The 18,857-nt window shown below is 39.0% G+C and carries 15 protein-coding genes; 12 read left to right on the top strand and 3 right to left on the bottom strand.

Translation table 11 applies throughout. The features are described from left to right. Positions 1-168 precede the first annotated feature (168 nt). The 12 genes from ACJG85_RS00415 (at position 169) to ACJG85_RS00360 (ending at position 15,791) form a co-directional block, all read left to right on the top strand. On the top strand, positions 169-945 hold the full coding sequence (locus tag ACJG85_RS00415; RefSeq protein WP_412464546.1) for a hypothetical protein: 777 nt from the start codon (positions 169-171) through the stop codon (positions 943-945). A gap of 87 nt (positions 946-1,032) precedes the next feature. Continuing rightward, positions 1,033-1,983 (top strand): GSCFA domain-containing protein, encoded by a 951-nt coding sequence (locus ACJG85_RS00410; protein ID WP_412476677.1) that lies wholly within the window; start codon positions 1,033-1,035, stop codon positions 1,981-1,983. Between the two features lie 76 nt (positions 1,984-2,059). Further along, entirely contained in the window at positions 2,060-2,431 is a 372-nt protein-coding gene (locus tag ACJG85_RS00405) for a hypothetical protein (protein WP_409676801.1), read from the top strand. Between the two features lie 23 nt (positions 2,432-2,454). After that, positions 2,455-4,287: a PQQ-binding-like beta-propeller repeat protein gene (locus tag ACJG85_RS00400; protein WP_409676804.1), complete on the top strand. Its 1,833-nt coding sequence runs from the start codon at positions 2,455-2,457 to the stop codon at positions 4,285-4,287. A gap of 63 nt (positions 4,288-4,350) precedes the next feature. Beyond that, the gene (locus ACJG85_RS00395) at positions 4,351-5,778 is read left to right on the top strand and encodes a hypothetical protein (RefSeq protein ID WP_412476676.1); all 1,428 of its coding nucleotides are present in this window, start codon (positions 4,351-4,353) and stop codon (positions 5,776-5,778) included. A gap of 91 nt (positions 5,779-5,869) precedes the next feature. Next, a complete protein-coding gene (locus ACJG85_RS00390) occupies positions 5,870-6,400 on the top strand; it encodes a DUF6252 family protein (RefSeq protein ID WP_409676810.1) in 531 nt (176 codons plus the stop codon). A gap of 99 nt (positions 6,401-6,499) precedes the next feature. Further along, positions 6,500-6,781, top strand: a complete 282-nt coding sequence (locus ACJG85_RS00385) for a hypothetical protein (protein ID WP_409676813.1) — start codon at positions 6,500-6,502, stop codon at positions 6,779-6,781. Positions 6,782-6,830: 49 nt separating this feature from the next. Further along, positions 6,831-8,723 (top strand): tetratricopeptide repeat-containing sensor histidine kinase, encoded by a 1,893-nt coding sequence (locus ACJG85_RS00380; RefSeq protein ID WP_412464542.1) that lies wholly within the window; start codon positions 6,831-6,833, stop codon positions 8,721-8,723. A gap of 3 nt (positions 8,724-8,726) precedes the next feature. Continuing rightward, positions 8,727-10,685: a tetratricopeptide repeat-containing sensor histidine kinase gene (locus tag ACJG85_RS00375; protein WP_412476675.1), complete on the top strand. Its 1,959-nt coding sequence runs from the start codon at positions 8,727-8,729 to the stop codon at positions 10,683-10,685. A 232-nt stretch (positions 10,686-10,917) separates the two neighbouring features. Continuing rightward, positions 10,918-11,565 carry a response regulator gene (locus tag ACJG85_RS00370; RefSeq protein ID WP_412464540.1) on the top strand — a complete coding sequence of 216 codons (648 nt, stop codon included), beginning with the start codon at positions 10,918-10,920 and terminating at the stop codon, positions 11,563-11,565. A gap of 80 nt (positions 11,566-11,645) precedes the next feature. Next, entirely contained in the window at positions 11,646-13,097 is a 1,452-nt protein-coding gene (locus ACJG85_RS00365) for an SUMF1/EgtB/PvdO family nonheme iron enzyme (protein WP_412476674.1), read from the top strand. A gap of 69 nt (positions 13,098-13,166) precedes the next feature. Further along, positions 13,167-15,791, top strand: a complete 2,625-nt coding sequence (locus ACJG85_RS00360) for a T9SS type A sorting domain-containing protein (RefSeq protein ID WP_412476673.1) — start codon at positions 13,167-13,169, stop codon at positions 15,789-15,791. Positions 15,792-15,839: 48 nt separating this feature from the next. Here ACJG85_RS00360 and ACJG85_RS00355 read toward each other — a convergent pair whose 3' ends face one another. The 3 genes from ACJG85_RS00355 to ACJG85_RS00345 all read right to left on the bottom strand — a co-directional run bounded on the left by ACJG85_RS00355 (position 15,840) and on the right by ACJG85_RS00345 (position 18,789). Continuing rightward, positions 15,840-16,148, bottom strand: coding sequence for a rhodanese-like domain-containing protein (locus ACJG85_RS00355; RefSeq protein ID WP_412476672.1), 309 nt, complete (start codon positions 16,146-16,148; stop codon positions 15,840-15,842). A 62-nt stretch (positions 16,149-16,210) separates the two neighbouring features. Further along, positions 16,211-17,974, bottom strand: coding sequence for an aromatic amino acid hydroxylase (locus tag ACJG85_RS00350; RefSeq protein WP_412476671.1), 1,764 nt, complete (start codon positions 17,972-17,974; stop codon positions 16,211-16,213). A 281-nt stretch (positions 17,975-18,255) separates the two neighbouring features. Further along, complete coding sequence (locus tag ACJG85_RS00345) at positions 18,256-18,789, bottom strand: DUF4136 domain-containing protein (protein ID WP_409676833.1); 534 nt, start codon at positions 18,787-18,789, stop codon at positions 18,256-18,258. Between the last annotated feature and the right edge of the window lie 68 nt (positions 18,790-18,857).

Raw genomic sequence — 18,857 nt, 5'->3', positions numbered from 1 at the left:
TCCGTTTTGGGAAAGGCTTTTTTTGTCGATAAACTACATTTCAATTGTTGTTTAACAGATTTTCGGGTAGTATATCGAAAGTTTTTTTGAGTTACTGCTGGCCTGAATACTTTTGACTCGTATTCAAAAATCCCCAGCCATTGAATATGCCAAAACTACTAATGCGTCATGAAAAAAGTATTTCAATACCTATTCCTTGTTTTAATCATTACCTCTTTGGTTTCGTGTTCCAGCGACAGCGATACAGATAGTCCTGTTTTACTTAGAAAATTGACTTCTGTAAACATGGGCCAAAATGCGGCTTACACTTTCTCTTACAAAGGAACTAAATTGACCAAAGTGGCATTTGAAATCGAAGCAGTTGCTGATGGTTCAGGATATGATTTATATACATACAACGGTAATTTGATTGCTGAGGTTAAAAGATTCAATACAGCCAATCAAAATATAGCTACTACCACTTTTACATACAACAGTAACAACCAATTAATCCAAGCGGTTAAAGTACAGCCGACCAGCAATTATGGTTTTAAAAGTGTCTTTACATACAATGTAGATGGTTCGGTGACTGTAAACGGATTTAGTGGTAATACAGCCACTCAAAATGCACCCTCAGATATTGTAGAAAGATTTTATTTCCACAATGGGGAAGTGATCCAAAAAGAGTTTGCATCTAACACAACAAATTTCAGTGTTGCTTATACTTATGACAATGCCAATCATCCGTTGCAAAATGTAACCGGAATCAACGCCATTAAATTGTACAATTTTATTGCCGATGGTTTATTTGGGATGCAGCACAATGTAACACAACAAATCACTACCGTTTCGGGTGAATCTCCAATTGAAGTTTCCATGGATGCGGATTACAATAGCAACAATTATCCGGTAGCACTTTATAGTGCTGACGGGCAATACCAACATCAATTTACATATTTCAAATAATTCAAATCAAACACTATTTCCGAAAACCCTTTCCACTGTCAAGGAAAGGGTTTTTATTTTTTGTACTTTTGAGGCAAATAGTAAGCCATGCATTTCACTACTAAAGTTCCGGTTAAAACCTATGAATTTCCTATCAACTACGATTCCAAGTTGTTGTTGTTAGGGTCGTGCTTTGCCGAGAATATGGGCGAGAAGTTCCACTATTTTAAATTTCAAACTACCATCAATCCGTTCGGAATTATCTTCAATCCGATTTCCATTGAGCAATTGGTCAACCGAGTGGTCAACCAAAAATTTTTTATTGAAACTGATATTTTCTATCACAACGATTTGTGGCACAGTTACGAAGTACATTCTGAATGCAGTCGGGCAGATAAATCAGTTTTTTTACAAGAATTGAACGATACGCTTCATGCCATGCATAGGCAAATCACCGAAGCTACTCACGTGATATTAACTTACGGCACTTCATGGGTTTATCGTTTAAAATCTTCTAACGAAATTGTAGCCAATTGCCACAAAGTACCGCAAAGCGAGTTTACTAAAGAAATTATTTCACCTGAAAGCATAGCGCAATCGATTCAAAATACCATGAATTTGATTCGCCAAATTAATCCGGAGGTTAAGTTTATTTTTACCATTTCACCGGTACGCCATACCAAAGACGGTTTCCCCGAAAACCAACGCAGTAAAGCGCACTTAATTACGGCCATCCAAAAAATCCTAAATCCTGATTCCTCATTCCTAAATTATTTCCCTTCTTACGAAATAATGATGGATGAACTCAGAGATTATCGCTTCTACGCCGATGACATGCTGCATCCGAGCCAAACCGCCATCGATTACATTTGGATTCGCTTTTTTGAGCATTATGTCAATGACAATTGTTTTGAGACCATGCAGGAAGTTTGCAACATCCAAAAAGGTTTAGCCCATCGCCCTTTTAATCCCAATTCTAAGAGTCATCAACAGTTTTTGGAAAGTCTTAACCAAAAGATTATCAAGCTAAAAGCGCAGTTTCCGCACTTCCAATTTTAACAAAATACGACATTTGCCGTATTTCCTGCCTTAGTATTTCGCTATAGGTTTGTTATGCTATTTAACAACCTAAAACATGAAAACAATAAAAGCCCTTTTGGTATTGGCCTTTGTATTGCTGGCCAGTCAAAACGTCTCAGCACAACGCCCTGTGCTCACAGATGAGGAAGTGGTTTCTGAAACCGTAACCAAAGAAATCGACGAGGTATTTCAGTCGGAAGACTTCCAAAAAAAGAAAAACAAAAAATACGCTGAAGTCAAAGGTACTATGGTAGTTGACATAGGTGTAGTGCAAAATGGAAAGGTTTCTTCCTTCTTCAAAGTAGACAGTGATATTAAGAATATTGACTTCATCAATTTCATGTCTAACTACATCCTCGAACACAAATTCAAGTTCAAACTACAAAAGCAACAGCGTTACAAAATTCGTTATACCGTCACATTTTAACCTTAACAATAAAAACAAAAAACATGAAGAAAATTACTTTACTAATGATGACGCTTTTTTTAGCGGTCTCATTGCCAGCCAATGCCCAGTTTGGTAAATTATTAGGTAAAGGTAAATCGGCCGGAAAAAAATCGGGAAGTTTTGCCACCGCCTGGGAATCTGAATTTGATAACAAAGCCACACGTTTGGCTGTATCCATCAACAATGGGCAGTACGTATTAGGGACCGATGACAATTCGGCTACCGTATTAGATGCCAACGGGAAAACCGTTTGGAGCGGTGATTACAAAAAAATCACGACCAACAAAACCAACAAATGCGAATACCAATACGTAATCCAACGCGGAGGTGATAAAGGCGGCTATTTGTTTCTTTTTGATGAAAGAAAATTAGGAACCGATAGGGTCGCCGTAATTGATATTGCAACCGGAAAAGAGCTTTGGAATTCCGAAGAATACCAAAATTTGATTCCAAAAGGTACAAAAGCCGAGGAAGGAACTGATCAAGGAGAATTGGAAACCGTAAAATACATCAGCGAATTGGATGCTTTCTTGATTTCGCAAAAGGCTTCGGTAATCTTAGTTAAAGCCAATACAGGTGAGAAAGTTTGGGAAACCAACCGTTTTAAAGGTGGTGTTGGGAAATACATCTACGATCCGGGAAGAAATGAAATCGTGATGATTAACTTCAAACCTACTGCTTTGGGCGCTTTGTTTGCCGGATTTAAAAACCAATTGGTGAAAATTAATGCGGTAAATGGGGATATTTTATGGGATGCGACTTTCGTTGGAACCATCGAAAAAGAATTGGTTACCCGCAGAGCTATAGTGGATTTATGGATTAAAGGCGATAAGTTGTACATGTATCTCGATGGCTTGCAAGTATACAATATCAACAACGGTCAAAAACTTTGGGAAGTGACTTATGAAAATGATATGCAAGGCGCCAACGGCGGTTTGTTCAGCGGCGGCAGAAGATCTAAAATTTACCGTACCATAGCCGAACCTTTATTTACCGATAACGCAGTGTACATAGTGATTTTAGGAACTCGCGACCGAACCAAATATGTCGAAAAACACGACTTAGAATCCGGAAAATTGCTTTGGGCTTCTGAAAAAATTACCGGTGCCTTTTGTATGCCGAACATCTATAAATCAGGCGATAAAGTTTTGGTTCAAGTTGGTGGTAAAGTTCAAGTACAAGAGTACCGTTTGGAGGAAACTTCCGGCGGTTTCGGCGCAGCAACTGCTTTTGGCGGCGGTTCCGTAAAACAATGGGTGCCATACATTTACTGGGATTATAAAGCCCAAAAGAATTCTGTGTTGTGTTTGGATGACAAAACAGGTAAAACGTCATGGCGTTCTGAAAAATTCGACAAACGAATCACCGATTTCATTATCGAAAATGATAAAACCCTTTTTGTGGGCGATGGTGATGAGTTTTACGGTTACGATATTGCGTCCGGAAACCAATTGTTCGATGTAAAACACAATGATGCTAAAGTAGGAAAAGCGACAGATGTAATCGATTTTGGCGATAAAGTAGTGGTGTTATCTGAAAAAGGATTGGCTTCCTACAACAAAAAAGATGGTACTCGAGTATACGCCACCGAAAAAATAAGAGGTGTGGATTACTTCTACGAAATTGAAGGTAACTACTACCTCAGAGACCAAAGAAACAGCAAAAACATCATCTACGGTATCGATATGACCAATGGTGAAACCAAAGGGTCTGTTCAGTCGAAAGGAAAAGGAGGAAGTCCGCAATATGGCGCCGGAATTGATATTACTGATGATGGCGAATTCATCTTTGCTTTTAAAGGTAAAAAAGTAGAAAAGATAAAAGTTAATAATTGAGTTTTTGAGTAAGTGGTTAGGGACTGCAATTTTTTTTTGCAGTCCTTTTTTAATTCGGTTCAAATGAAAACAAAAATATTGCTGTATGCGCTGTTTTTAGTCTTTGGAATGACATCGGCACAACAAGTACAATGGGCTCACAAATTGATAAAATATTCCTCCGATTTGGGCGGAAAACAAAACAGCATCAAAAGAATTTTAGGCAAACCGGATGCTTTTCCTCAAGGCGGAGCCAGTCCGAATGCCTGGATGCCCAAAAAAGCGTTGGACGGTTACGAATGGGTGGAAGTGAGTTTTGAAAAGCCTCAGACGGTGAAGCAAGTGGCCGTTTTTGAAAACTTAAATGCAGGTTGTGTGGTCCGCATTGCTGTAGACAAAGGCAACGGCAAATACGAAACGGTTTGGGGCAGAAAAAAAGACTACAAAACGCCCACTTTTAAAGCGACCATTCCTGCAGACAGGAACTATTATTTCAAGCGCAAAAGAAGAAAAATCCAGGAAGCACCCGATGTGATTAATCCGGGTGTGGAATATGCCATTTTAGAGCAAGCAGTTTCCGGTGTAGTAGCCGTTAGGGTCGAATTTAATTTTGCCTTGCTTCCCGGACAAAAGGAGATTGATGCGATAGGGATTTCAGACAGTGATTCACCCATAATACCAACGGTCAATTCAATTCCGGCTTTTGAATCCTTAGCCGAGGCACAAACCGTCGATTTGGCAGGAATAGTGCCTTCCAGCGGCGCAGTGTCAACCGATGGGAAAACGCTATATATTACAGCAGTTGGTGAGGCCAAAACCGAAATCTACAGCTTTACAAAAAATGCGTCCGGTCGATGGGATAACAAAAAGCCGGAGCCGACACTGAATACGAATCAGTATTACAATCATTTGTGGTGCATAACGAATAATCTTATCTTGAAAGGTGGTGCTACTTATACCCGCGGAACTACAGAAACCGGTTTTGAGTTGTTTACGGTCCAAAACGGAACTTACCTTAATCAGGGCCAACTAAAAGTCGCAGCGTACAACAATTACGATGAAACTGCCGAAGCGCAATTAACACCCGATTTGAAGGTCTTAATTATGGGAATAGAAACCGATTTTTCCCAAGGCGGAAGCGATTTGTATTTCGCCCAACAAAAGGAAGACGGTAGTTATGGCTTTCTGCAAAACATGGGCAAAATAATCAATTCTGCGGCAGATGAAGGCATGTGTCAGTTATTGTCTGATACTAAAACTTTGTTGTTTAGCAGTAATGGGTTCAGTGCTTTTGGGAGTTATGATATTTACGTTACATATCGTTTAGATGATACTTGGAAGAATTGGTCAGAGCCGATTAATTTGGGCAGCAAAATCAATTCGGCTGATTTTGATGGTTTGCCTTTTTATGATGAGACCAACGAAATACTGTATTTCATTTCCAGCCAGAATGAAACCAACAGTTTAAAAGCTGTAGCTTTTCCTAAGGCCTTGCTAATGAAGGGAAAGTAAGTTTAGTATGAGAAAAATAGGGCAAATGTCGTATTGATTGCTTTTTGGGATTATCCCAAATTTGCTTTAATAACTTTAACCTTATATAAACATGAAAACTATTAAAAAAATCGGAATCTTTTTTGCCATTGCCCTATTATCATTAACAACCTCTTGCAGTAGCGATGACAACGGCGGCGGTGGAAGTAATGCCACTTTAGGAACCGTTAAAGCCAGAGTAGCAGGTGCTAATTTCACTTCCATGGAAATGGGAACCTATGCGACCAAACAAGTAGTTGGCGGACTAACAACAATTATTGTGCAAGGCAGTGATGCTTCCGGTAAAGCGATTCAAATTATCATTACCGGTTACCAAGAAGGTACCAACACTTATGAGATAAGTGAAGAAGCAACTATTTCTACTGTAGCCAGTTACATTGAAACCAATATCAGTAATCCGCTTAATTCCTTGGTTTGGGCTGCTCCATATGAAAATTCCGGAGTAGCAGGCTCGGTAACCATAACCGAAATTTCTGAAACCAATGTAAAAGGAACTTTCAGTTTTACCGGTAAAAATCAGGCGGGAACCGACACTAAAGCGGTTACTAACGGAGCGTTTAATGTGAATTTTACTTCAAACTAACAAATCGAACCCTGTTTGTCACAGAAAAAAATACGGCGTATGCCGTATTTTTTTTGCTTCTTTTTTCACTGAATTTTACAAGCTACATCCAAAATAGGTATGACAATTTTATTGATAACTGTTTTTTTGATTTTAATCGGACTCATCTTTTATCTCTTGTACAAGATGTTTTCTGAGCGCAATGCTTTTGCTTCAAAATTAGAACCATTGGAGCAACTGATGATACAACTCAACGAAGATTGCAAAAACCAATCTCTGCAAATTCAACTTTCTGAGGATTTGAAAGTTAAGATGAAAGAGGTTAATGCCGCTTTGAGTCGTAATATTTTTGATTTAAACTACCAGTTGTTCGAAGATTCATACCCTAAAAATGAGAGATGATATTAAAAATTTTAACATTTTTACTATATTTATAGTATATTATCTCCGTATGAAAAAGCAACAATTCTTCCTTTTGATCGGTTTGCTCGTATTTGGGGTGTCTAAAGCACAGGATATTAAAAATACCTTGGGCAAAGCTTTTACTTCTCAGGATTCATCGGATTACTATTTTAAAATCGCTAAACGACTCATCAAAACCCAAGCAGATGAGGCTCAGTATTTTTTTTGCAAAAACGCCCGTTGCACCGATTATAACCAATTGGATAGTGCCATTATTTATGGTAATCGTGCTTTGAAATTATTGCACGCCGGAAACGATATTCCATCGCTGCTTACAGTGCATAACAATTTGTCTAAAGTTTATCGCAAACAAGGACAATATGACAAGGCTGTTGATTATTGCTTGAAAGGTATTCGCATAGCCGAAAAAGAAAAAAGAGAAAACTGGATTGCTTTTTTTAACGCCATGCTCTCGTTAACTTATCACGATTTTGAAAGTTATCCTAAAGGCATTTATTACGGGAAAAAAGCCCTGAAATACTGGGTAAGTCAAAAAGAGAAAAGTCCGGATATGATTAGCAATGCCTTGAATGCCGTAGCCATCAATTTTGACGATTGGGATAAACCCGACAGTGCCTTGTTTTACCATAAACAAGTTTTTAAATACTACAAAGGAAAGGACACACTCTATATTGGGGGAACTTATAACAATATCGGCAATACACTTTTAAAACAAAGAAAATATAAAGAAGCCAAAAGATGGATTACAGCAGCACTCAGAATTAATGACAAAAATTTTGAACTTAGCCAAGGAAGTAAAGATAACGATTACTACTATGAACGCGCTACCAATTATACCAATTTAGCTACTATTGCGTATAAGTTAGACGATTTTAATGAGGCCGAGAAGCTTTTTGAGAAAGCCTATTGGTTTTCCAAAAAAAGCAATAATGCCGAAAAGCTGCGGGACTTTTACATGCAACGGGCTTTGTTTAATAAAGAGCGAAACAATTTGTCGAAAGCGGTTGAAGATCAGGAGCATTATATTAAACTCAGAGATTCTGTTTTTGATGTGCAACGTGCCCAAACTTTCTCCGAGTTAGAGGCCAAATACCAAAACGAGAAAAAAGAAAAACAACTGCTGCAATCGAAAGCGGAAATCAGAGAGCGCGAAATCGAAATCAAGAATAAGAACATGCAGTTTTTGATTTTGGGATTGATTTCAATAGCCCTAATCTGCATTATTTATTTGGTATATCGCCAACAAAAATTAAAAATCAAACAGCAGGAACAAGAGTTCGAACTCAAATCGGCTATCGTTAAAATTGAAACTCAAAATAAGTTGCAAGAACAACGATTGGCCATCTCCAGAGATTTGCACGATAATATTGGCTCTCAGCTTACTTTTATCATTTCTTCGGTCGACAATATCAAATATGCTTTTGATTTGAAAAATGAAAAACTAGATGCCAAACTGTCCAACATCAGCAGCTTTGCGAAAGACACTATTATTGAGTTGCGCGACACGATTTGGGCCATGAATAAAAGCCAAATTTCGTTTGAAGATTTGCAAACCCGAATTCACAATTTCGTAGACAAAGCCAAAGAGGTTAAGCAAGAGATTCAGTTCAACTTTTTTGTCGATTCCGATTTAAAAGAACGTAAGTTCAGCTCTATTGAAGGCATGAATATTTATCGTACCATTCAGGAAGCCATCCACAACAGTATCAAATATGCCGAAGCCAAAAATATCGATATCGAAGTCAAAAAAACAGGAGAACAAATAGCTATTGAAATCAAAGATAACGGGAAAGGTTTTGAGGTTGCCGGTGTAGAAAAGGGAAATGGTTTACTCAATATGCAAAAACGAATTGCCGAAATCAATGGTCAGTTCAATCTCCAAAGTTCTGAATCCGGAACGCAAATCAATATCATTTTGTAAGCTATGAAATTAAAAGGTTGGATTTTATGGTTTCTATTGGTTGGCGTTACAGACCTTGGTTTTGCGCAAAATGCTCAAGACATCATAGAAGGATTGAAAAAAGAGTTGAAAGCCAATCCCGATGTTAAAAAAACCGCTTCCATTTATTCCGATTTGACTTGGTATTATTCCAAAATCTCTATCGATTCGGCCTTGCATTACGGAGGCAAAGCCTTGTCTGAATCCAAGAAATTAAACGATTCTACTTTGATGGCTCAAGTATACAGCGATATTGGTGCGGTATATTTCATTAAAGGCGATTTTGTGAACTCGAAGTCGAATTATCTTTTGGCTTACAAAATCAGAAAACTCAGAAAAGACAGTAGAGGTTTGGCTAAAATCAATAATAATTTGGCCAACATTTACGAAAAAACCAACCAATACAAAGCCGCCATGGCTTCCTTTATAGAAGCTTTATCGTATTTTGAAAGCATCAAAGACGAGAAAAACATCGGGATTATTAAAGGTAACATCGGTTTGATTCATCTTAAACTAAAGAATTATCCGAAAGCACTGCAATACATCAGCGAAGTGGTTGCCTATCAGGAGAAAAACAATTTTACCGAAGATTTATGCGTTTCTTGTCTCAACCTCGGCAATGTTTATCTCAATTTGAATGACACTATCAATGCTTTAAAGTTTTACGACAAGAGTGTCAAAGCTTGTACATCAGTAGGCAATAAAAAAGGAATCTCAAGCGGATACAACAATATAGCTTCCATCAAATCCGAACAAAAAAAGTCGAAAGACGCTTTGGCGCTCTATCAAAAATCCAAACAAGCTCGAGAAGAGCTCAACTCCGACTTAGATAAAAACAATTTCGATTTGAATTTAGCTACCGATTTTTTGGCCAACAACAAATTTAAAGAAGCCAAAAAATTATTGTTGCGAACCCAGCCGTTTTACGAGCAAACCCAACACCATGAAAAACTTCAAAAAAACTATAAATGTCTGATTAAGGTTTATTCTCACTTGAATAAACCTGATAGTGTTGATTATTACATAGACAAATTAGCAGTACTGAACGAACAGTTATTGGTAAGTAAATCGGAGAAGCAAACTGCCGAATTGGAAACCAAATACCAAACGGAAAAGAAAGAAAGACTGATACAGAAATCCAAAGCCGAAATTGCCACCCGTGAGTTGGAAATCAAAAGAAAAGAAACCCAATTTTTAATTCTCGGACTTATCTCGTTAGCCTTGTTGATTATTATTTATTTGGTGTATCGCCAACAAAAACTCAAAAACAAGCAACAAGAGCAAGAATTTGAACTCAAATCGGCTATTGCCAAAATCGAAACCCAAAACAAATTGCAGGAGCAACGTTTGGCCATTTCGAGAGATTTGCATGACAATATCGGTTCGCAATTAACTTTTATTATTTCTTCTATTGACAATGTCAAATACGCCTTTGATATACAAAATGCCAAACTCGATAGTAAATTAAACGGCATTAGTAATTTTGCCAAATCCACCATTATTGAACTGCGTGATACGATTTGGGCGATGAACAAAAGCGAGATTACCTTTGAGGATTTACAAGCGCGAATACACAATTTTATGGAGAAAGCCCAGGAAGCTAAAGAGGATATTCATTTTGATTTTGTGGTTGATATAGCGCTCAAAAGCAAAACTTTTTCCTCAGTTCAAGGGATGAATTTGTACCGAACCATACAGGAAGCTATTAACAACAGTATTAAGTATGCCCAACCTGATAATGTTTTGGTCAGTATTAAACCTGAGGAAAATGGAATACTAATAACAGTATCGGATGACGGTAAAGGTTTTAACCCACAAGCCACCAAGATGGGCAACGGCATTCACAACATGCAAAAGCGTATTCAGGATATCGGAGGGCAATTTGAATTGGTTTCAAATGAAAGTCAAGGTACTACAATCCAAATTAGATTGAAAAATCAGTAAACCAAATTGCTTTAGTTAAATACGTCAAATGCCGTATTTTTTTTAAACGATTCTTTTCCCAATTTTGAATAGTCAAGTGGTATTGATTAAAAAAAAAACAATAGGTTGTTTTTATTGTTGTCCTTTTCATTCTGTGGGTTTTTCAAGCGAATCTACACGTTTGAAAAGGACTTTTTTCAAATCGTTGACCAACATTCAAAAAAAAGAGTCAAATTTGTTATAAAATCACAGTATGTCCACCAAAATTGCCATAGTAGATGATAATGTCTTTTTGCAAAAAGCAATAGCCGAAAAATTGTCTTTCTTCGACGATTTGGTGCTGAAGTTTACAGCGGTTGATGGCAATGATTTGCAAAAGAAGCTCGAGCAAAATAAATGCATTGATTTGGTTTTGATGGATATTGAGATGCCGGTTTGCAACGGAATTGAAGCTACTAAAATCATCAAATCGAAATATCCCCAAATCAAGATTATCATGTTGACGGTATTTGATAACGATGAAAATATTTTTAATGCTATCAAAGCCGGAGCTGATGGTTACTTGCTCAAAGAAGTAAATCCTAAAGAACTCCATCAAGGCATAGTAGAAACCCTTAACGGCGGTGCGGCTATGAATCCTTCCATAGCTTTAAAAACCTTGAAACTCCTCAGAAATCCTGTGAATTTTGAAGAAAAATGTCAGGAAGAAATCAAACTTACTACGCGAGAAGTGGAAGTTTTAGAGCAGCTAAGCAAAGGTTTAAACTACAATGTGATTGCCGATAATTTATTCTTGTCGCCTTCTACAGTGAGAAAGCATATTGAAAATATCTACAACAAACTACAAGTGCACAACAAGCTTGAAGCCATTCAAAAAGCTAAAAATAATAATCTGATTTAAAGTAGAATACGACATCTGACGTATTTCACAGTGTTTTGATGAGGTATAGATTTGTTCTATAACTTAAAAAATCAGATACAATGAAATCAAAAAACTATTTTTTAAAAATTGCTTCTGCAATTGCTTTTTTATTGGCGTTGAATGTCAATGCTAATAATGTTGAGATTACGGGAACTTCTGTTTCCGGTAACGACATTACCTTTAATATTTCTTGGGAAAACAGTTGGAATGCCAATGTGGCGCCGGCAAATTGGGATGCTGTTTGGGTTTTTGTGAAATACCAAGATTGTAACACCCGTTTGTGGGCACATGCTAACTTGAGTACTGCTGCTTCAGATCACAGTGCAGCATCCCCATTACAAGTAGATCCTGTAACCGATGGAAAAGGTGTTTTCATCAGAAGAAGTGCTCTTGGTGGGGGCAATATTTCAGCTACTTCTATCACTTTACGAATGACCGGATTAGGCGCCGGACCATACAACTTTAAAGTATTCGGAATAGAAATGGTTCATGTCCCACAAGGAGCATTTGAAATTGGCGACGGAACCAGTACTGCTACTTTCAACAGTATCACCATAAATGCCACATCTCAAGCATCAGGCATTACATCAGCCACTATTGGCGGTGGTGGTCCAACCGTTCCTGCTACTTTTCCAATGGGTTACAGTTCTTTTTACTGTATGAAGTACGAAATATCTCAGTTGCAATACGTTGAGTTTTTAAATTCATTAACCTTTTCGCAACAACAAAGCAGAATTTTGACAGATCCAACTTCAGCTGCCGGAACGTATGTTACATATGGTAGTTACGCTTACAGAAACGGGATTGTTATTGAAACTCCCGGAAATAACGCTGCCATTCCGGCTGTATTCGGTTGTGATGCTACTAATGGTGTGATTAACAATAGTAACGACGGACAAAGCATTGCAATGTCTAATTTGAGTTGGGCCGATTTAGCAGCTTATTTGGATTGGTCGGCTTTGCGTCCGATGACCGAATTAGAATTTGAAAAAGTTTGTCGCGGGACTATGCCAAGAGTAGCAGGAGAATATCCTTGGGGCGATACTACCATTAATCCGTTTTACAGTTCAACTATAGAGAATGCATTGCAACCTACAGAAACTGAAACGACAGTAGTTAACGGTAGATGTGCTGTAGCGATCAACACCGGAAGTGGTGTTTACGGGCCTTTAAAAGTTGGTGTTTTTGCCACAGCTACTTCAGGTAGATCTTCGGCAGGAGCAGCTTATTATGGTGCAATGGAAATGGGCGGTAATTTATCAGAGAGAACAATCTCTGTTGGGAATGCTTCCGGAGTAGCTTTCAATGGGACTTTGGGAGATGGTACCTTAACTGCTATCGGCGATGCTAATCAAGCTACTTGGCCTTCCAATACTACTGCTACAGGAGTTGGGACCAGAGGTGGTGAGTACGTTAGTCCGGCCACTTATGTGAGAACTTCCGACAGAACTTTTGCAAGCACTACAAATGCAACCAGAAACTATACTTTTGGCGGTAGAGGTGTGAGATAACAATCTAATTTGATTTGCAAGTAAATGTTGCTTGCAATAAATGAAGTATAACAATTTAAATCAAATTAGATGAAAACAAAACTATTTATAGTTGTTGCGCTAACATTTATTTTGACACAGTTTGAGGCTCATGCCCAGTACAACGGAGGAAACTCCAATGGTTCTACGGTAAGTGAGTTAAACAATGCTTCTTGTCCGCTTCCGCCGCATTTTTATGCTTATTTCGGAGGGAACAATGATGGCTCAGGTGTCGATGAATACAGTACAGCAACCTGTGGAACCGCGGCTTTTCAATTTGCCTATATGGGAGGAACAGCCGACGGTGCCGCTACAGAAGAAATTACTACTGCAGTTTGTGGTATTCCACCTTCTTTCTACGCCTACATGGGCGGAAATAATGATGGGGCAGGAGTAGAAACCCTTGAGCAAAGTGTGTGTGGATTTCCACCACAATTTTATGCCTATTTTGGAGGTAATGGGGATGGCTTTTCGTTAGATAAAACTACTCCAATATGTCCAACTGAGCCACCGGTTGCCGGTTTTACGGCCACTTCAACTCAAATTTGTGTTGGGCAAACTATCTCTTTTACGGATGTTTCAACGAACATACCGGCAGGATGGACTTGGACATTTGAAGGCGGTACACCATCGTCTTCCACGGTACAAAATCCAACGGTTACTTACAACACGCCGGGAGTTTATGATGTGACTTTGGTAGCAGCCAATTATAATGGCACCAATACCATCATACTAACGGATTATATTACGGTTTATGCTTATCCTTTAGTTACTACAACCACACCGGCCGCAAGATGCGATGCAGGAACAGTAACCCTACAAGCAACAACAAACGTAGGTACTTTAAATTGGTATGATGCCTCAGTAGGGGGTAATTTGGTTGGTACAGGGACTAGTTTTACTACACCAATTTTAACCTCAACTACTACTTACTATGTTGAATCAGTCAATGGTGTTTGCTTCTCTGCAAGAAGTGCAGTCGTCGCTACTGTTAATACAACTCCTTCCATAACTGAAACCACTCCGGCTACTCGTTGTGGTGCAGGATCGGTGAATATTTCCGTTACAGCCAGTACAGGTACTGTTTTTTGGTATAGTGCTTCATCCGGAGGAACAGCTTTGTCTGCTGGGTCCAGTTATTCGCCGTCAGTAACCGCAACTACCACTTATTATGCGGAAACCACACTTAGCGGATGTACTTCTCCAAGAACTCCCGTATTGGTTACGGTTAATGAAGTGCCAACGATAACTGCTACGACTCCGGCTTCACGTTGTGACTCGGGTACAGTTACCTTAGGGGCAACTGCCTCGAGTGGTACAATCAGTTGGTATAATGTCTCATCCGGAGGAACTTCTTTAGGAACAGGGACAAGTTTTACTACCCCTTCAATATCAACCTCTACCAATTTTTATGTAGAAGTTTCAAGCGGTATTTGTACATCGACCAGAACAGCAGTATTAGCAACGGTTAATGTAACACCAAGCATCACGTCTGCAACACCAAATAGTAGATGTGATTCCGGAAGTGTTGCCTTATTTGCAAGTGCTAATGCGGGGGTTTTACAATGGTATGATGCTGCTGTTGGCGGTACTCTTTTGGGTACAGGAACTACGTTTACAACACCAAGTATTTCAAATACTACTACTTATTATGTAGCGTCAGTTAACAATAGTTGTGCTTCTGTAAGAGTTCCGGTAGTGGCAACAGTTAATGCAGTTCCTACTGTAGTCTCAACTGCTGATGCGAGTTCTTGTGCCGGTACTTTAACTGCTTTAACTGCTACACCAAGTGAAGGGGTTATTTATTGGTACAATTCAGCCAGTGGTGGATCGGCTTTTGCCACCGGAAATACTTTGCCCGTATCAGGAGGTAGTGCGATTTATTATGCTGAAGCTGTCAGCAATGGTTGTCCATCAACCAGGGTAGCCGTTTCCTTTACCGCCATTCCTGTGCCTAGCTTAGTAACAACAAGTCCGGCCAGCCGATGTGGTACAGGGACAGTGACTATAGGAGTTAATTATAATTTCGGTACGATAAATTGGTATGATACTCCTGCAGGAGGAAACTTATTGGGGACCGGATCCTCATTTACTACACCTGCTATTAGTGTCTCTACTCTTTACTATGCTGAAGCAATTTCAGGAGGTTGCAGTAGCCCGCGTCAAGGGGTTTATGCTAATGTGATTACCGTGCCACCACCAACAGGTAGTGCCACCCAGTCATTCTGTAGTGGTGAAACTGTCGGATTGCTTCAAATTAGTTCGGGAACTAATGTGGTTTGGTATGACGCTGCTATTGGCGGTAATATAGTGACAAACAATACGGTATTGATTAATGGCGCAACTTATTACGCTTCGCAGAATCCTAGTGGTTGTGAAAGTCAGGATCGTTTAGCAGTTACAGTCGTTTCCGGAACTTGTTTGGGTATAAAAGAAGTTGCGTTTAGCGATTTGAAAGTATACCCTAATCCGGTTGTCGACTTTTTGACAATTTCTCATACCGAAGAATTATCTAAGGTTACGGTTGTAAATTTACTGGGTCAGATAATTTATAATCAACTGTTGCAAACCGACGAAGTCAAGATTGATATGTCAGGTTGGGCCACGGCGACTTACATTGTAAAAGTATATGATGCTGAAAACCGAATGATTTCTATTAAAGTCATTAAGAAATAAACAATTGTGTTTTAAAAAGAAGAACCTCCTAATACGGGAGGTTCTTTTTTATAATTTACTTTCCAAACTCTGCCAACCACCACCATTAATTACGTTGATTCCTGCCGATTTTAAAATGGATGCTGCTTGTGCACTTCGCATTCCGGAACGACAACAGACTATTACGGGTTTGTCCAACTTTTTAAATTCGTTTACTTTACCGCTAATGGTGTCGAGTGGTATATTCTTTGATCCTTTGATATGTCCCTCGCGGAATTCTCCAATCGTCCTCACATCAATAATCACTGCGCCTTTGGTTACAAAATCTTTGATGCTTTCTGATTTGCTGCCCAAACCTAATATGTCTAATAGTCCCATAATATAAATTTTTTCAGCAAAGATATTTCAGTCGACTTTAGTAGGCAGTAACAAAGGTTACATTAGTGTTGTAAGCTTACTTTCTCCAGAAATAATCCCAGTCCGCCTGAAATTAAATGCGCTATCTCGGGGCGACTTTGTTTCACTTTTTCCAAATGCACTAAAGCTTCGTGTAACAAGGCAGTATTGTTGGTTTTATCACATAATTCGGCTATTTCAACAGACAATAACCAATCTTTAGGATGTTTGTCTTTTACTATTTCAAATGTTTTTTCTATGGAAATAACGGCCGGTTTGCCTTCGCGTATGTTTCTTACGTTGAGGTATAAACCTTCTAACTCTTCGCGCTCTGCAGATTTTTTGGCTTTGATGGTTTGCGAAGAAGGCACATGGTTAATCATGTCAAAACTATTCACATCGGCCGGACCGGAGAAAGCCGAAATAACTTTTTTACCGACAGCCATATCATATGTTCCCCATTCCGGTAAAAAGAGTACAGTTTCATTATGGGTTACTGTACAGTTTTTAAAACTGATTATAATGATTTCTCCTTGTAAATTTCGTGAACCGGTGATGATTTCTCCGGTTACTTTGATGTTGCCTTCAAATTCTAAGGTTACTTTTTCAGCTTCATAAATGTCATAGGCTCTTAAGTCGCGCGGGCTCATGTCTTCAATAGCCAAGTTGATGCCTTTTAGTTTACCGATTGGCGAACCAAAACCTTCCGCATGGTATTGCGTGCCATGCCCCACCAACTCTTTTTCGCGGTAGGACAAGGCAGTTTTACCCGTGGTTTGTATATAAGCCGGTTTCCCTTCGTGTTCAATTACGTTGGTAAATACCCCTGAAATTTGAATCCCGGTGCTCAATTCAATAGTGCCTAAAGCCTTGGAATCAATCAGTTTTTTAATGCCTGATAAACCTCCGGTGCGTAAGGCCATAGTATTCGCAAATTCTTCCAAAACCAAACTCAAATGAGCAAAATCGGGTGTTACATACAGTTGCGGTTGCGGTTTGGTTATGTCAAAACTTTGATCGGCAGCCGAAATATCATAAGGGATTTTTTTAACGTTATCGGTCATGCACCAAGCGCTTTCACCTATAGAGGAAAGCAAGCCTGCGCCATAAATCTTGGGATTATCTACTGTTCCTATTAAACCATATTCCACTGTCCACCAGTGAAGGTTGCGGATTCTGGACATTTCTGAGAGTTCGCCCATATTATTTTGCAAAAAGTCCACTTGATCTTCTGCTTTTTTAATTTCGGCTTCCGGAGTGTCTTCGGCTTCCTTTAAAATTGATAACAAGCGAATCGCTTCATACAGTTCGTAGTCTCGAGACGAGGAAATCGCTTTACAGCCAATTTCCCCAAAACGACGCAAATATTCGGCGTATTCCGGATTGGCGATGATAGGCGCGTGGCCGGCACCTTCGTGAATGATGTCGGGAGCCGGAGTGTATTCAATATGTTCTAATTGTCGGATATCGGAAGCAATCACCAATACGTTGTAGGCTTGGAATTCCATAAAAGCATTCGGCGGAATAAAACCATCCACAGCCACGGCAGCCCAACCGATTTCTTTTAAAATGCGGTTCATGCCGTACATATTCGGAATCGAATCCACTTCTAAACCGGTTTTTTTCAAGCCCTCAAGGTAAGATTCATGGGCTACTTTAGAGAGATAGTCAACATTTTTGCGCATCACATAACGCCATACCGCCTGATTTATAGGTGTATAGTCGTTGTAATCTTGTGGTTTAATAAACTGTTTTAAGTGTTTTGGTAACCGGTCAATCAAAGGGTTGCTTTCAAAATGCGCTTCCATAAAGAGTGTTTTGTTGTGTCTGTAAATTTACAAATCTTAGGACAAACAAGTGTGATAAAAATCATAAAAAGCAAAACTGTTATTCTGAGTGGAGTCGAAGGAAGAAGCTGTTTCCAACTGTTCACTATATTTTTTCTTCCAGTCAGGCTTTTAAAACCTAACGGGAGGAAAAGGATGCTCCCGAGTTTTCGGGACCATCTTGGTTAAGGCAATCTGCAAAAAAAACCGCAACATCTTCGTTGCGGTTTTAATTCTGTATTTCTAACTAAAATTGCCAATCCTTACTTCTTCTGTGGTGGATATTGTTCCAAAATTTTAGCTACAAACTCTTTGATTAGGGCTTCTTTTTCGTCTCGGTCTTTGGTCAGTACACCTTCGCCTTCGCCTTGCCAAATCAATTCTTTTTTCTTAGCGTCGATAATGTCTATATACAAAGAACCTTCTGTGTGTCGGGTAACCGTAGTGTTGCCGCCCCATAAGAACGGATTCCAACCCCAGCCCCAACCATAACCCCAGCCGGCATTAAATTGGTTGACATTGACTTCTTCTCTTTCTTTGGTAAAGAAGGAAATCAACAAATCCGGACTGTCACTTTTGGTAAATCCTTTAGCGCTCATAGTTTCATCTATGGCACGTAAAATGCGTTTTTTATCTAAATCGGATATCTCTGCCTTGTCAATTCCTGTTTTGTGGAAGGCATAGGATTTGTAGGGTGAAAAGTCGACTTGTTTATCATAGTCGGAATACACTCTAACCGAACTACAAGAGGCAAGGAATAACAGTAGTGCTAACGGTAAAATTTTAGTTGTTTTCATATGTCATTTTTTTTGATTGTTAGACTTCTTAGATCGTCAGATTTTGAATTAATTTACAAGGATTATTT

It is taken from the genome of Flavobacterium mekongense, from assembly GCF_047038255.1.
Lineage (GTDB): Bacteria > Bacteroidota > Bacteroidia > Flavobacteriales > Flavobacteriaceae > Flavobacterium > Flavobacterium mekongense.
Note: the sequence above shows the minus strand (reverse complement) of the source record. Positions and strands in the feature narration are given on the sequence as shown.